This is a genomic window from Neisseria sp. 19428wB4_WF04 (assembly GCF_015235335.1).
GTDB lineage: Bacteria > Pseudomonadota > Gammaproteobacteria > Burkholderiales > Neisseriaceae > Neisseria > Neisseria musculi.
In genome coordinates this window covers 22,705-36,928 of sequence record NZ_JADGLG010000024.1, presented here as the reverse complement: position 1 = coordinate 36,928, position 14,224 = coordinate 22,705, and the positions used below count along the sequence as shown (strand labels likewise).

Here is a 14,224-nt window from a genome sequence, read left to right as displayed (position 1 = left end):
GAGCAGGACAACTGCAAAAAGGAGCAGAGTCTGCCCTGCTCGACATCGCCCTAAAATCCCTCAGCAAAGGATTGTGAGCATCAAAAAACGGGCCAAATCAGCCCGTTCATTTTTATTTCACTGTGTGCAACAGCATTACAAATCCGCCATCCCACATCAACCCAACCAGTCCCGCCTAATCCCATTTATCTCACAGACCACTATATATTTATCTCACTTGGTTTCAGCGGAAAGCGCAAAAAGTGCAAAATAATAGAACAGCATGAAATGACCGGCCGTCTGAAAGTTTTGGATTGCTTTCAGACGGCCTTGTGTTTTGCCGGCTGTGCGCTGCGCAAACGCGGCGCGATAGTGAAATCCTGTTATTTCTGTTAGGGTTTTGCTGCGCTTTGTCTTGCCGTATCTGTAGCGGCTTGCTGTTTTTGCACCGGAAAGGAAGTGGATTCACGGCAGCCGGCTTGTTTGAAATCAGTAATCAGCCGGCGGGAGGAAGGCAGCAGGCGGGTGAGAGCGGGCGGGCACCGCTGCCGTTACTTTAAAATAGGCGATAAACGGTTATGGATTAGCAGTTTTCCGATGCGCGGGCAAAAAAAGGGGTGGCATACAGCCACACCCAAACACACACATCAAGAGGAAAGAGATGAAAAATAAAACTATTGTTTTTCGGGGCTTTTGCCTGCCTGGCGTTTCACCCAAAAAAATAAAACCGTTGCGATAACCATCACTAAGATAATGGTTAATAAAGATAAAATGCCGACAGGCGATTTAAACAGTTCGCTTAAGAGTTCCATCGTTTGTGCCCCGATTGGTTTGTTATTCAGTTTAGGTGCGATTATAGGTTAAAACGGTTATCCGGCTTTGACACAGGTCAATCTTAGCAAAACCGGCCCGGGAAATCTGTTTGGCAGAGTCGGCGCGGTGCGGGGAAGGGAGGGGTTATCATGGCGGTTTTCGGTATCAATGAGCGGTAGAGCCAATCTAATCTAGAATCTAAAATAATGACAATAATAACGGCACCGCCCCACCTTGGTTTAAAGAAAACGGTTTTATCAGCCGCGAAAGGGCCAGTAGAAAATCGGCGGTGCGCCATTTGGGCAGCCTGCATTCCGTTGCCTTGTCGTTATTTTGAAGTGAATGAGCTATCATGCCGGCTTATTGCCGATGCCGTCTGAAACCGATGGATATTTATGAACAGCCTGATTACCCTGATTTCGATTCTGTTGCCGCTTTGTCTCGGTTTTTTTATCAATCTGCCGAAGGTTTATCTGAACATTATCGATAAGGCACTGGCCTGGTTGGTGTATGCGGTTTTACTGCTGATCGGTGTGTCGCTCTCGCAGGTGGAAAATCTGGGTGCTCAAATCGACACCATTATCGGGGCTGCGGCTTTGCTGTTTGTGTGCGTTATCGGCCTGAACCTTGCGGTGTTGGTGTGGTTTGACCGCCGCTATCCGTGGCAGAGTGCAGCTGCAGGCAAAAAGGTGCGGGTGGGCGTTGCCGGCAGCGTCAAACAGATAAGCTGCGTGGTGTCGGGTTTCTTGGCCGGCAGAGTTTTGCAGGATAATTGGCTGCCGCCTGAGCGTGCGGGCACTTATTGCCTGATGCTGCTGGTGTTGCTGGTAGGCATACAGTTGCGCAGCAGCGGCATCACGCTGCGCCGGGTGCTGATTAACCGGCGTGGCATGCAAACCGCAGTTTTAACAACCGTGTCTTCGCTGCTGGGCGGGCTGCTGTTTGCCGCGCTGATGCCCGGAGTGTCGTGGAGCCGGGGTTTGGCGCTTGCGTCCGGTTTCGGCTGGTATTCGCTTTCGGGCATTGTGATAACCGAGGCCTACGGCCCCGTGTGGGGCAGCGTTGCACTGCTGAACGATTTGGCGCGCGAGTTTTTCGCTTTGGCATTTATTCCCGCGCTGATGCGCCGCCACCCGGGCGCGGCGGTGGGTGCGGGCGGCGCTACCAGCCTGGATTTCACATTGCCGGTGATTCAAAGCTCAGGCGGGTTGGAGATGGTGCCGCCGGCCATCAGTTTCGGCTTTATCATCAATGTTGCTGCTCCGTTTTTAATGGTGTTTTTTTCGAGCGTACACTTTTAGCGGAGCGGCTTGCCGCCGTGTGCTTAATTTGGCACAATGCGCCGACAGTTTTTTGCAGCAACAGAGATTCAGCATTTCACATTATAAAGAACACGCCATGCCGCCACGCCTCAGACGACACGAAAAAATCATTGCCCTTGTGCGCGAACACAGCTTTATGCCGATCGAACAGCTCGCCCGCGAGCTTGATGTTACCCCGCAGACCATACGCCGCGACATCAACCAGCTTTGCGAAGAAAACCTGCTGCGGCGTTATCACGGCGGCGCCACTTTGGGCGAGAGCCTCGAAAACGAAGATTTCAACACCCAAAAAGCCAAGCTGCAAAGCGAAAAAGCCCATATTGCCGATTTGATTGCCGAGCATATTCCCGATAACGCCTCGCTGTTTCTCAGCATAGGCTCCACCATCGAAGCGGTGGCGATGGCTTTGGTGAAAAAGCGCAAAAACCTCTGCATCATCACCAACAATATCCATGTGGCGGCCATTGTGTCGGGGCGCAGCGACTACACCGTGATTATCACTTCAGGCGTGGTACGCCCGATAGACGGCGGCGTAACCGGCGTGGCAACGGTGGATTTTATCAACCAGTTTAAAACCGATTATGCCGTGTTGAGCGCATCGGGCATTGATGCAGACGGCTCGCTGCTCGATTTCGACTATAAAGAAGTCAGCGTGATGCAGGCCATGATTGCCAACGCCCGCATCTGTTATCTGGGCGTGGATCACAGCAAGTTCGGGCGCAACGCGCTGGTGCGCATAGGCAGCATCAGCGAATTTGATGCCGTGTTTACCGACCGGGGGCCCGATGAGGCGATGTGCAAACGGCTGGAAGAAGCAGGCGTGAAATGCCTGATTGCCGATAACGCAAAATAATGAAAAGGCCGTCTGAAAACGCAATATGGTTTTTCAGACGGCCTGTTGTTTCTGTTTGCCGTTCTATTTCAGAACCACCGCTTAAAAGCCCCAGCGTAGGTTGCGTATGGTGCCGATTGCCTCATTAATCACACCCAAGCCGCCCGAAGTGGTGCGCATGGTATCCCTGATGCCTTCGTGTTTGTTTCTGCGCTTTTGCTCCTCTAAAGCGATTTCCTCTGCCGTGTTGGTTCTCTGGCGGCGCTGCTGCTCCAATTCAGACCGGCTCAACTCGGCAGACATTCGGTTTCTTCCCGCCTTAATGGCGGCAGAATCATCGCCGATCGCCATATTGCCGGCAGAGTTCGGCGATGCGCAGGCAGCCAAAACACAAGCTGCAAATAAGGCGGATATTAATTTATTCATTGCTTCCACTCCTTTAAATGGAAAGGTTCGGTTGAAAACGAAACATCAGCTAAAAATCAGCGGATAAGGTAAACTCCGTTAAGCCCTTTATATGCGCGGTTGACGGCATCGGCCTCATCCATCATCTCTTCGCGGCGTTCGGCTCTGCGTTCAGCCCGCTCTTCCCGCTCTGCTTTCTGGATAGCGAGCCTGTTTTCATAAAGCTGCTGTTGCTGGGATTGGGAGGAAACAAAGCGTTGGTCGGCATAAGTGCAGCCGCCAAGCAGCAGCACGGCAGCGAAAGCGGGGATTAACAAATTGTTCACAAAAATCTCCAAAAATAATTTTTCAAAAAATCGAAGAACTTTAATTTTTATATCTAGTTTAAAATAAAATAAAATAAAATAAAATAAAATAATGTAAATATATTGCCGGCGAATAGTCGGTTGCAATGACAATGCCTTTACAAATACTTTGGATGCAAAATGCTTGAATGCCGAACACCGGGCTTCCCGCTTGCGCGGAAATGACAGCAGATAAATTTCTTGTGTTTTTGAAATGTTGCAAAGGCATCAGGCCGTCTGAAAAATCCTGCCTGATACAAACTTTTCAGACGGCCTGATACGGTATATTGAAATATAAAATTCAGAGCGGCCGGCCGTTTCAGACGGCCTGAATATTGGGAAAGGCCGGGCTGCCTGCATTTTCTCTTACACTTTAAACTATGCCCGGCAGCCCGAGGCCTTGCAAAAATATCCTGCCGCCTGAAAAGCCGCAGTGCCGCTGTCGGCTTCACGATTCCGCTGCGCTGCCCCGCGCGGGCGGAGGCTTGGGAAGATATTGAAGCATCGATAAAACAAACACTTGGGCGACAAACGCTTGGTTTTCCGCCTGCGCGCCGATAGCGGCAGACAAATTTTTGTGTTGTTTTTTGAATGTAGGCAAGGCTCTTCAGGCCGTCTGAAAAAAGCCTGCCGGATGCAAACTTTTCAGACGGCCCGATACGGCGCGTTGAAATATAAAATACAGAGCGGCCGGCCGTTTCAGACGGCCTGAATATTGGGAAAAGGCCGGGCGGTTTGCATTTTCTCTTTACACTTTAAACTATGCCCGGCAGCCGTGGTTTTCTGCTCAAACAATGGTTTGGCGGTTTTGCGTATGCGCAAAAAACTATGTGGTTTCGCCGTGCCTTTGTGGATTACTGACAATGCCCGAAAATCCCGACAGGTTTTTCAGGCAAACGGGCAAAAAAGAAAAAGGTAAACAACGCCGGGGTTTCCTACCCCAAAGGCCGTCTGAAATATTGGGTTTCAAACGGCATGATATGGCGTATCGAGGTATAAAATTATAGAGCAGCGGCCGTTTCAGACGGCCTGCAGACGGCTTGATGATGTTGGTGCAGCAACGGTTGGTCAGTTTATTTGCAGGGAAAACGTTGCGATATCCCTGCGGCTTCATGTTGGATTTCGGCTTGCCGTTTCTGCGCAGAAGCGTTTACCCGTTGCAGTCTGCCGCGCCGCAGGGTTATTTTCTGCCTTGATGTTTGATGGCAGGCTGAAATAGGGCGGAGAAAATGCATCATCCCGCCGCGCAGGCAGTATAATATCCCCCATCATTCCGCATGCTTTTTTATCTTGCAACTTAAAACTTGAACCATGATGAACAAAGACCAATTCGCCGACAACCACTTTATCCGCACCATCATCGAAGACGACCTGCAAAGCGGCCGGCACAGCGCGGTGCACACCCGCTTTCCGCCCGAACCCAACGGCTATCTGCACATCGGCCACGCCAAATCCATCTGCCTGAATTTCGGTGTGGCTTATGTTTATGACGGCCTGTGCAACCTGCGTTTTGACGACACCAACCCCGAAAAAGAAAATCAGGAATACGTTGATTCGATTAAAGAAGACGTGAGATGGCTGGGCTTTGAATGGGCAGGCAGGCCGCATTATGCCTCCGACTATTTCGACCAACTCTTCGATTATGCAGTCGGCCTGATTAAAGAGGGAAAAGCCTATGTGGACGATTTGACCGCAGAAGAAATGCGCCAATACCGCGGCACGCTCACCGAGCCGGGCAGAAACAGCCCCCACCGCGACCGCAGCATCGAAGAAAACCTTGATTTGTTTTACAAAATGCGCGATGGTGCCTTCCCCGACGGCAGCAAAACCCTGCGCCTGAAAATCGACATGGCCTCGGGCAACGTGAATATGCGCGACCCCGTGATATACCGCATCCGCCGCGCCCGCCACCACAGCACCGGCGACAGATGGTGCATCTACCCGATGTACGACTACACCCATGCCGTTTCCGATGCCATCGAAGGCATCACCCATTCACTGTGCACACTCGAATTCGAAGCCCACCGCCCGCTCTACGACTGGGTGCTCGACAATATTCCCGCGCCGCACCCGATCCGCCCGCGCCAATACGAATTTTCGCGCCTGGAGCTTTTATATTCCATCACCTCCAAGCGCAAACTCAGCCAGCTGGTTTCAGACGGTCACGTTTCCGGCTGGGACGACCCGCGTATGCCCACCATATCCGGTATGCGCCGCAGGGGCTACACCCCCGAAGGGCTGCGCCTGTTTGCCAAGCGCGCAGGCATTTCCAAATCAGAAAACACAGTCGATATGAGCGTACTCGAAGGCGCAGTGCGCGAAGAATTGGAAAATTCCGCCCCGCGCCTGATGGCAGTGTTGGATCCGATTAAAGTAACACTCACCAATTTTTCAGACGGCCTCACCCAAAGCCGCAGCGCACCATTCCACCCCAACCACCCCGAAATGGGCGAGCGGGAAGTTCCGATTTCGCAAACCGTCTATATCGAAGCCGGCGACTTCAGCGAAAACCCGCCCGCCGGCTGGCAGCGTCTGACTCCCGGCGGCGAAGTGCGCCTGCGCTACAGCTATGTGATCAAGTGCAACGAAGTCGTGAAAGACGAAAACGGAAACATCATCGAACTCAAATGCAGCATCGACCACAACACCTTGGGCAAAAAGCCCGAAGGCCGCAAAGTGAAAGGCGTGATTCACTGGGTTTCCGCCGAACACGCCGCCGAAATCAAAGTGCGCCTTTACGATCGCCTGTTTACCGTTGAACGCCCCGATGCCGTACGCGGCGAAGACGGCAATTATCTGCCGTTTACCGATTTTCTCAACCCCGAATCGGCAAAAGAAACCACCGCCTACGCCGAAACCGCCGCACTTGGCCTGCCTCCCGAAAGCCGCCGCCAATTTGAACGGCTGGGCTATTTCGTTACCGACCGCCGCGACCACCGCCCCGATGCCCCTGTGTTCAACCGCACCGTCAGCCTGAAAGACACCCGGCAGGAAAAATAGACCGATGGATAAACACAGGCCGTCTGAATGGTTTTCAGACGGCTTGCGGTCATCTATATTAATGGAATATTTAGTAATAGGATATTTCAGTTAGGGTGGAAATATTTGTTTGATGCGGTTTTGATAGGCTGTTGTCCGGTTTTAGCTTGCCGCATCTGCGGTGGCTGTTGATTGTCGTGTAATGCTCGGAGGTGGGGGGGCTGTGGGGTGTCAATATGTTTGACACTGCCTGCTGAATTCTCTAAAATCCGATTCCGACAAAAATTTTGTCGTTCTTTCTGCCGTATCGGCAATCGAATCCCTAAGTATCTTTGAAATTTCGGACGCTCCGTTGCTGTCTGGTTTTCCGTTCTTGCCCATCATTAATACATTATTTCTATTTTATGCACGTTTCCGAACTACAAACCCAACACATTTCCCGATTACTGGAAATGGCTGAACAGCATGGCATTGAAAATGCCAACCGTTTCCGCAAACAAGATTTGGTTTTTGCCATTGTGCGCCAGATGATGAAGCAGGGTGAATCGTTTACCTGCTCGGGTACGCTTGAAATTCTGCCAGACGGTTTCGGTTTTTTGCGCAGTGCCGACACTTCCTATCTGGCCGGCCCGGACGATATTTATGTGTCGCCCAGCCAAATCCGCCGCTTCAACCTGCACACCGGCGATACCATTGAAGGCAGTGTGCGTGTGCCTAAAGACAATGAGCGTTATTTTGCGCTGGTGCGTTTGGACAGCATCAACGGCGATAATCCCGAGGTGTGCAAACATAAAATTCTGTTTGAAAACCTCACGCCGCTTTTTCCTACCACGCAGTTCAAACTGGAGCGCGACATCAAGGCCGAAGAGAATATCACCGGCCGCGCCGTTGATTTGGTTTCGCCGATAGGCTTCGGCCAGCGCGCGCTTTTGGTGGCACCGCCGAAAACCGGTAAAACCGTAATGCTGCAAAACATTGCGCATGCCGTTACGGCCAATTACCCCGAGGTGGAGCTGATTGTTCTGCTGATTGACGAGCGGCCGGAAGAAGTAACCGAAATGTCGCGCAGCGTGCGCGGCGAAGTGGTGGCTTCTACTTTTGACGAGCCGGCGCAGCGTCATGTGCAGGTGGCCGAAATGGTGATTGAAAAAGCCAAGCGCATGGTGGAACACAAAAAAGATGTGGTGATTCTGCTGGATTCCATCACCCGGCTGGCGCGCGCCTACAACACCGTGGTGCCGGCTTCGGGCAAAATCCTCACCGGCGGCGTGGATGCCAATGCGCTGCACCGCCCGAAACGCTTTTTCGGCGCGGCGCGCAATGTGGAAGAGGGCGGCTCGCTCACCATTATCGCCACTGCGCTGGTGGATACCGGCAGCCGCATGGACGATGTGATTTTCGAAGAGTTTAAAGGCACGGGCAATATGGAGCTCAATCTCGACCGCCGCATTGCCGAAAAACGGGTGTTCCCCGCCATCAACATCAACAGATCCGGCACACGCCGCGAAGAGTTGCTGGTGCCCAACGACCAGCTTCAGCGTATGTGGCTGTTGCGCAAGTTTCTGCACCCGATGGACGAAATCGAAGCCACCGAGTTTTTGGTGGGCAAGCTCAGAGATTCTAAAGACAACAATGAATTTTTTGAACTGATGCGCGGCAGATAACCATACAGGCCGTCTGAAAATTTCAGACGGCCTTCCGTCAACTAAGGCTTGAGGGCTTATGCAGACAATGAACTGGCAGCAACTGCTTTCTACCCGGCGTTTCCGTTTGAAAGACGGCGAAATTGTGCCTACGGTAACGCCCTCCACCCAAGAAGGTGCCGATGCGCTGCGCACCGATTTCCACATCGATTACGACCGCGTAGTGTTTTCGGGCGCATTCCGCCGTTTGGGGCGCAAAACGCAGGTGCATCCGTTTGCCGAACACGACCACACCCACAACCGACTTACCCACAGCGTGGAAGTGGCCAGCGTGGGACGCAGCTTAGGCAACCGGGTGGGCGTGATGATGCAGGCCGGCGGCTTTCTGCCGCAGGGCAACACCCCGGGCGATATCGGCGCAGTGGTGCAGGTGGCGTGTTTGGCGCATGATTTGGGCAACCCGCCGTTCGGCCATACCGGTGAAGACGCGCTGCGCGACTGGTTCCGCAATCCCGCCCACAACCATTATCTCGAACCGTTGAGCGAAGCCCAGCGCAATGATGTGCAGACTTACGAAGGCAATGCCCACAGCCTGCGCATTTTGGCCAACCTGGAAATGTATCGCGGCAAGGGCGGTATGCGGCTCACGGCTGCCGCCATCGGCACATTGCTGAAATACCCGTGGACCACGCTAGAGCCCGCCGGCCGCAAAAAATTCAATATCTACCAAACCGAGCTGCCTTTTATCCGCCGCGTGGCCGAAGAATTGGGACTAATCGGGCAGGGCGGCGACCGCTGGGCACGCCACCCCTTGTCTTATCTGATGGAGGCGGCAGACGACATCTGCTACGCCCTGCTTGATTTGGAAGATGCGGTTGAAATCGGCCTGCTCGGCGATGCCGAAGTGGAAAGCATTTTGGCCGAGCTCACCTTCACCGAAACGGCGGGCGCATGGCAGGCGCAAAGCAGCCTGCAACGCTGCGCCATGTTGCGCGGCATGGCCATCGGGCGGGCGATTGAAGATGTGGCGCAAACCTTTATGACGCATCAGCACGATTTGCTCTCCAACCAATTTCAGGGCAGGGATCTGCTTGCTTTGTGCAGCCCCGAAGTGCAAAACACGCTCGAGAAAGCCAAAGAGCTGGCACGCACGCGCATTTTCCGCCACCAAAGCAAGCTGATGACTGAAATCGCGGCTTTTCCGTGTTTGGGTTTGATTCTCGACCTGCTGGTTCCCGCCGCTTATGCGCTGGTTACTCAGAGGCAGGTGAGTGCGCGCCAGTCGCTGGCTTTGGAGCTGCTGAAAAACAGCGATCCGGTTACCCGTAACGACAGTCTTTATGAAGCCTATATGAAGATTCTCGATTTTGTCGGCGGCATGACCGACAACGCCGCTGCCAAAATGGCACGGGAAGTGTCGGGTATCGGCATGGTGTAGTGGACAGGCATACAGATTGCGGTTGGTGCACGCAACACCGCCCGCGTCTGCAACCATCACAATCCGAACCTATCCACAAGCGGCCGGCGGTCGTCTGAAAAGCCGAAATGCCGCTACCGGCTCCGTAAGTCTGCTGCGCAGCTCCCGAGCAGGCAGAATCGGAATGAAAATACCGAATACCGGTTAAACAAATCTTGAAATGCCGAACATTGGAATTTATGCCTGAGGGAAATTGCGGCAAACACACTTTTGGCGGTGTTTTTTTTGAATGTTACACAAGTTTCAGCCTGTTAAAACCCGCTTTGGCCGTCTGAAACCATCCGCCCCGCCCTTGCCTGCTTGGAGTATCTGTTATGGCTTTAACAACCCGGCACTTGGTTGAAGCAGGGACAGAGGGTAGTTTCAGACGGCCTTGATGATTCTGCAAAAATTTCGGCCTGTATTGATAACAAACTGCCGTAGGGTCGGACTCATGTTGGAATCATGGAAGCCTTGCCTTGCTTTGTTGCAGCGGCTGCCGTCTTGCCTGTTTGGGCGGGTTGGTTGTTGCCGAACTGCGGTGGCCGGCTTGGCCGGCCGCCCGAAAACATAAGCCGAAGCCGGTTGGGCACAATATTCAGGCCAACACGCCCAAAATCACGCTGTCGGCTTGGAATATGGCACTTGCCTTTTGGCCGGGATGCAGGTCGAGCTGCTCGGTGCTCTGCATGGTGATGCCCGCCGTAATCAGCGTGCCGCCGCCCGCATCCAATGTAACCACCGAGTTTGCCGCACCGCGTTCGATGCTGCTGATGACGCCGTTTAAGCGGTTGCGGGCGGAAAGTTTGATGTGTTCCAAATCGGTGGCGATAACGATGTGGGCGGATTTGACTAAAACAATCACGGGGCTGCCCACCGCCAGGCGCAGATTGTCGCAGCTTTCGCGGGTGATGGCGGCTGCCAGCTCCTGCCCGCCGGGCAGGGAGATGGTTACTTCGCTGTTTACAGCGTCTTGCCTGATGGTTTTCACGGTGCCGGTAAATTGGTTTCGGGCGCTGGTTTTCATGGTGGTTTTCCTTTTTCAGACGGCCGCCGGCCGCTTGTGGATAGGTTCGGATTGTGGTGGTTGTATCCGTGGTGCGGGCGGTGTTGCGTGCAGCAACCGTAATCTGTTGCCGTTTGACCGCTTCGCCGGGCAGGGCGGTAACGGGGCGGAATGGACGAAGCTGCTGTGTCGGCCAAGCTGCCGGTCAGACCGTGTTTATATCGGCAGACGCATATGTTGATACGGCCTTTCCCAACCGGCCGCACACCGTGCAGGGCTTTCAAGCGGGGCACGGCCAAGCCGGGCTGTTGCCGTATTCTATAATAATCAGACGGGGCATGCGGTTGCTTTTTGAGGCCGTCTGAAAGTTTGTTGGTCAGTCAAGCGGAGGCTGCGGCGGATACGGCTGCTTCAGACGGCCGGGCATCTGCTGACGGCGAAGATGCGGAGCCGACCATAGATAAAGGCGATGATACCCAATCGATGCCTGGTGTCCAAACGTTTGTTCCGTGCGCAAAAGCAGATTGCGGCCAAGCTTCGCGTCAAATACTTCTGCCGCAGCGGGCCCTCCTGATTCCGGCATGGGGCGGCAGGCCGTTGCCGGCCGGCTTTTGCAAAAATACCTTAAGGCCGTCTGAAAGGTTTCAAACCGTTATTTCCTCGCGGGCAGCAAGCCAATGGATATATTGAATGGTTGAAGCATCGGCGAAATCCATATTTAAGATGCCGAACGTTTGAACTCCCGCGCGCGCGGGCAACGGCAAATTAACTCTCTGTGATGCTTTTGAATTTGGTAAAGGTCTCAAACAATGCAGAGCCGGCTCGGTTGCCGTTTTAGGCGGCCTGCAAAACCGATCTTTCCGCACCGGAGCGCGGCACCGGAGCGCGGCAACGCCGCACGGAAATGGAGCAGCTCCATTATAACTGCTGCCCCGTGCTTGTTTCAGCGGATCGTCCGAATAAGGAGTTTTCAGACGGCCTGTTGCAGATTGGCGGTTGGAAACTATGGATTATTCCCGTGATTAATGATATTTTCGCCTTAGCTTTGCTGCAGTAGCGGCAGGGCACAATGAGAAAAAATATTTCAGGAGAATCCGATATGGCATACAACTACACCCGCGCCGCCGGCTTGCAGGTGGACAACCATCTTTATCAGTTTGTCGAAGCAGTGCTGGCCAAACACCCGAATGTGGAATCCGCCGCATTCTGGCAGGGCTTCACCGATTTGGTGCAGCAGTTTGCCCCGCGCAACCGCGCCCTTTTGGAAAAGCGTGACCGCATTCAGGCCGAACTTGATGCCTGGCACAAGCAAAACCCCGGCCCTGTGCAGGACGAAGCGGCCTATCAGGCGTTTTTAAAAGACTTAGGCTATCTGGCCGATGCTCCCGCGGCATTCAAAATCACCACCGCTCATGTTGATCGTGAGCTGGCAGAGCAGGCCGGCCCGCAACTGGTGGTGCCGATCAACAACGCCCGCTATGCGCTCAATGCCGCCAATGCCCGCTGGGGCAGCCTTTATGATGCGCTTTACGGCACCGATGCCATCGAGCAGAGCGGCGATCTTGCGCCCGGCAAAGGCTACAATCCCAAGCGCGGCGATGCCGTGATTGCCTTTGCCCGCAAATTTCTCGACAACAGCATTCCGCTGGCGCAAGGCAGCCATCAAGACGTTACGGCCTACACCGTTTCCCAGGGCCGTCTGAAAGCCAGGCTGGACAACGGCAGCGAAAGCGGCCTGGCTTCGCCCGAATGTTTCGCAGGCTACAACGGCAGCCCCGATGCGCCTGCTTCGCTGCTGTTTTTACACAACGGGCTGCATATCGATATCTTAATCGACAAAAACAGCCCCATCGGCAGCCAAGACCCGGCCGGCGTGAAAGACATCGTGCTCGAAGCAGCTTTGAGCACCATTATGGACTGCGAAGACTCGGTGGCCGCAGTCGATGGCGAAGACAAAACGCTGGTATACGCCAACTGGTTCGGCCTGATGGGCGGCACACTCACCGAAGAAGTGGAAAAAGGCGGCAAAACTTTCACCCGCAGCCTCAACCCCGACCGCGCCTACACCAAGCCGGACGGCAGCGGCAGCTTCACACTGCCCGGCCGCTCGCTTTTGTTTATCCGCAATGTCGGCCATCTGATGACTACCCCTGCCGTGCTCGATGAAGCGGGCAGCGAAATTCCCGAAGGCATCCTTGACGGCGTGATGACCGCGCTGATTGCCCCGTTTGATTTCCAGCGCAGCGAAAACAAAAACAGCCGCGCAGGCTCGGTGTATATCGTGAAGCCGAAAATGCACGGCCCCGAAGAAGTGGCGTTTGCCGATGAATTGTTTGCCGCCTTTGAAGATTTGGCCAAACTGCCGCGCAATACCCTGAAAATGGGCATTATGGACGAAGAACGCCGCACTTCTGCCAATCTCGCCGCCTGCATTGAGGCGGCCAAAGAGCGCGTGGTGTTTATCAACACAGGCTTTCTCGACCGCACCGGCGATGAAATGCACACCTCCATGCACGGCGGCGCGTTTATCCGCAAAGGCGATATGAAGTCGAGCAGATGGATTAACGCCTATGAATTAAACAACGTGCAAACCGGCCTGCAATGCGGCCTGCCGGGCAAAGCGCAAATCGGCAAAGGCATGTGGGCGATGCCCGATTTGATGGCCGAAATGCTCAAACAGAAAATCGGCCACCCGAAATCCGGCGCCACCACCGCCTGGGTGCCGTCGCCCACCGCCGCCACCCTGCACGCCCTGCATTACCATCAGATAAATGTGTTTGACGTGCAGAAAACGCTGCTCGCACAACCGCCGCACAACCATACCGATGATTTGCTCGCCATTCCGTTTGCCGCAGAACGCAACTGGTCTGCCGAAGATATCCGGCAGGAACTCGACAACAACTGCCAGGGCATACTCGGTTACGTGGTGCGCTGGGTGGAGCAGGGCGTAGGCTGCTCGAAAGTGCCCGACATCCACAACACAGGCCTGATGGAAGACCGCGCCACCCTGCGCATTTCCAGCCAGCACATCGCCAACTGGCTGCTGCACGGCGTAGTGGGCGAAACACAGGTGCGCGAAACGCTGGAACGCATGGCCGGCGTGGTGGACAAGCAAAACGAAGGCGATGCTGCCTACACGCCGATGGCCGGCCGTTTCGCCACTTCGCCCGCTTTTCTCGCTGCCTGCGATTTAATCTTTAAAGGCACCGAGCAGCCCAACGGTTACACCGAGCCGCTGCTGCACCACTGGCGGCGTGTCGCCAAAGCAGGCTGAATATAGCGCAATGCATTCTGATGCACACAGGCCGTCTGAAAGCGTTTCAGACGGCCTGTGTGCAGTTGGTTTTGCCTTGGGTTCTGTATGGTAGTTGTGATATTTTCTGACGTTCGTTAGCAGAAATGAAGCGGGTTTATTTATTATTGTATCGTTGTTCGAACGGTTGTG

Annotated in this window: 13 protein-coding genes; 8 read left to right on the top strand and 5 right to left on the bottom strand. The window is 54.1% G+C overall.

Annotated elements, in window-relative coordinates:
- Positions 1-653: 653 nt before the first annotated feature.
- The gene (locus IR141_RS06955; RefSeq protein WP_135035102.1) at positions 654-791 is read right to left on the bottom strand and encodes a DUF3149 domain-containing protein; all 138 of its coding nucleotides are present in this window, start codon (positions 789-791) and stop codon (positions 654-656) included.
- A 396-nt stretch (positions 792-1,187) separates the two neighbouring features.
- Here IR141_RS06955 and IR141_RS06950 point away from each other — a divergent pair, with 396 nt between their 5' ends.
- Complete coding sequence (locus IR141_RS06950; protein ID WP_135035099.1) at positions 1,188-2,093, top strand: lysine exporter LysO family protein; 906 nt, start codon at positions 1,188-1,190, stop codon at positions 2,091-2,093.
- A gap of 97 nt (positions 2,094-2,190) precedes the next feature.
- Positions 2,191-2,967, top strand: a complete 777-nt coding sequence (locus tag IR141_RS06945) for a DeoR/GlpR family DNA-binding transcription regulator (RefSeq protein ID WP_135035096.1) — start codon at positions 2,191-2,193, stop codon at positions 2,965-2,967.
- Positions 2,968-3,048: 81 nt separating this feature from the next.
- Here the strand turns inward: IR141_RS06945 and IR141_RS06940 are convergent, their stop codons facing one another.
- Both IR141_RS06940 and IR141_RS06935 read right to left on the bottom strand, forming a co-directional pair.
- Entirely contained in the window at positions 3,049-3,372 is a 324-nt protein-coding gene (locus IR141_RS06940) for an NGK_0946 family protein (RefSeq protein ID WP_135035093.1), read from the bottom strand.
- 56 nt (positions 3,373-3,428) lie between these two features.
- Positions 3,429-3,683 (bottom strand): hypothetical protein, encoded by a 255-nt coding sequence (locus IR141_RS06935; RefSeq protein WP_135035108.1) that lies wholly within the window; start codon positions 3,681-3,683, stop codon positions 3,429-3,431.
- Between the two features lie 532 nt (positions 3,684-4,215).
- Here IR141_RS06935 and IR141_RS06930 point away from each other — a divergent pair.
- Positions 4,216-4,407, top strand: a complete 192-nt coding sequence (locus IR141_RS06930) for a hypothetical protein (RefSeq protein ID WP_135035090.1) — start codon at positions 4,216-4,218, stop codon at positions 4,405-4,407.
- Between the two features lie 398 nt (positions 4,408-4,805).
- Here the strand turns inward: IR141_RS06930 and IR141_RS06925 are convergent, their stop codons facing one another.
- Positions 4,806-4,967: a hypothetical protein gene (locus IR141_RS06925; RefSeq protein ID WP_194198383.1), complete on the bottom strand. Its 162-nt coding sequence runs from the start codon at positions 4,965-4,967 to the stop codon at positions 4,806-4,808.
- Between the two features lie 39 nt (positions 4,968-5,006).
- Here IR141_RS06925 and IR141_RS06920 point away from each other — a divergent pair, with 39 nt between their 5' ends.
- From IR141_RS06920 to IR141_RS06910, 3 genes are all read left to right on the top strand, one after another.
- Entirely contained in the window at positions 5,007-6,695 is a 1,689-nt protein-coding gene (locus IR141_RS06920) for a glutamine--tRNA ligase/YqeY domain fusion protein (protein WP_135035087.1), read from the top strand.
- A 383-nt stretch (positions 6,696-7,078) separates the two neighbouring features.
- Complete coding sequence (rho, locus tag IR141_RS06915; protein WP_135035084.1) at positions 7,079-8,338, top strand: transcription termination factor Rho; 1,260 nt, start codon at positions 7,079-7,081, stop codon at positions 8,336-8,338.
- A 67-nt stretch (positions 8,339-8,405) separates the two neighbouring features.
- Positions 8,406-9,755: a deoxyguanosinetriphosphate triphosphohydrolase gene (locus IR141_RS06910; protein ID WP_135035105.1), complete on the top strand. Its 1,350-nt coding sequence runs from the start codon at positions 8,406-8,408 to the stop codon at positions 9,753-9,755.
- Positions 9,756-10,371: 616 nt separating this feature from the next.
- On the opposite strand, the gene IR141_RS06905 is transcribed toward IR141_RS06910, so the two are convergent.
- Positions 10,372-10,800: a molybdopterin-binding protein gene (locus IR141_RS06905; protein ID WP_135035080.1), complete on the bottom strand. Its 429-nt coding sequence runs from the start codon at positions 10,798-10,800 to the stop codon at positions 10,372-10,374.
- Between the two features lie 883 nt (positions 10,801-11,683).
- Between IR141_RS06905 and IR141_RS06900 the strand changes: the two genes are divergently transcribed.
- Positions 11,684-11,836: a hypothetical protein gene (locus IR141_RS06900; protein WP_167743096.1), complete on the top strand. Its 153-nt coding sequence runs from the start codon at positions 11,684-11,686 to the stop codon at positions 11,834-11,836.
- Between the two features lie 42 nt (positions 11,837-11,878).
- Entirely contained in the window at positions 11,879-14,053 is a 2,175-nt protein-coding gene (locus IR141_RS06895) for a malate synthase G (protein WP_135035077.1), read from the top strand.
- The last annotated feature ends 171 nt before the right edge of the window (positions 14,054-14,224 follow it).

What these genes read in the sequence shown, in the direction of transcription:
- IR141_RS06950 (WP_135035099.1), top strand. Translation starts at nt 1,188, where the DNA reads ATGAACAGCCTGATTACCCTGATTTCGATTCTGTTGCCGCTTTGTCTC.
- IR141_RS06955 (WP_135035102.1), bottom strand. Translation starts at nt 791, where the DNA reads ATGGAACTCTTAAGCGAACTGTTTAAATCGCCTGTCGGCATTTTATCT.
- IR141_RS06905 (WP_135035080.1), bottom strand. Translation starts at nt 10,800, where the DNA reads ATGAAAACCAGCGCCCGAAACCAATTTACCGGCACCGTGAAAACCATC.
- IR141_RS06910 (WP_135035105.1), top strand. Translation starts at nt 8,406, where the DNA reads ATGAACTGGCAGCAACTGCTTTCTACCCGGCGTTTCCGTTTGAAAGAC.
- IR141_RS06900 (WP_167743096.1), top strand. Translation starts at nt 11,684, where the DNA reads ATGGAGCAGCTCCATTATAACTGCTGCCCCGTGCTTGTTTCAGCGGAT.
- IR141_RS06940 (WP_135035093.1), bottom strand. Translation starts at nt 3,372, where the DNA reads ATGAATAAATTAATATCCGCCTTATTTGCAGCTTGTGTTTTGGCTGCC.
- IR141_RS06925 (WP_194198383.1), bottom strand. Translation starts at nt 4,967, where the DNA reads ATGATGGGGGATATTATACTGCCTGCGCGGCGGGATGATGCATTTTCT.
- IR141_RS06945 (WP_135035096.1), top strand. Translation starts at nt 2,191, where the DNA reads ATGCCGCCACGCCTCAGACGACACGAAAAAATCATTGCCCTTGTGCGC.
- IR141_RS06920 (WP_135035087.1), top strand. Translation starts at nt 5,007, where the DNA reads ATGATGAACAAAGACCAATTCGCCGACAACCACTTTATCCGCACCATC.
- IR141_RS06895 (WP_135035077.1), top strand. Translation starts at nt 11,879, where the DNA reads ATGGCATACAACTACACCCGCGCCGCCGGCTTGCAGGTGGACAACCAT.
- rho (WP_135035084.1), top strand. Translation starts at nt 7,079, where the DNA reads ATGCACGTTTCCGAACTACAAACCCAACACATTTCCCGATTACTGGAA.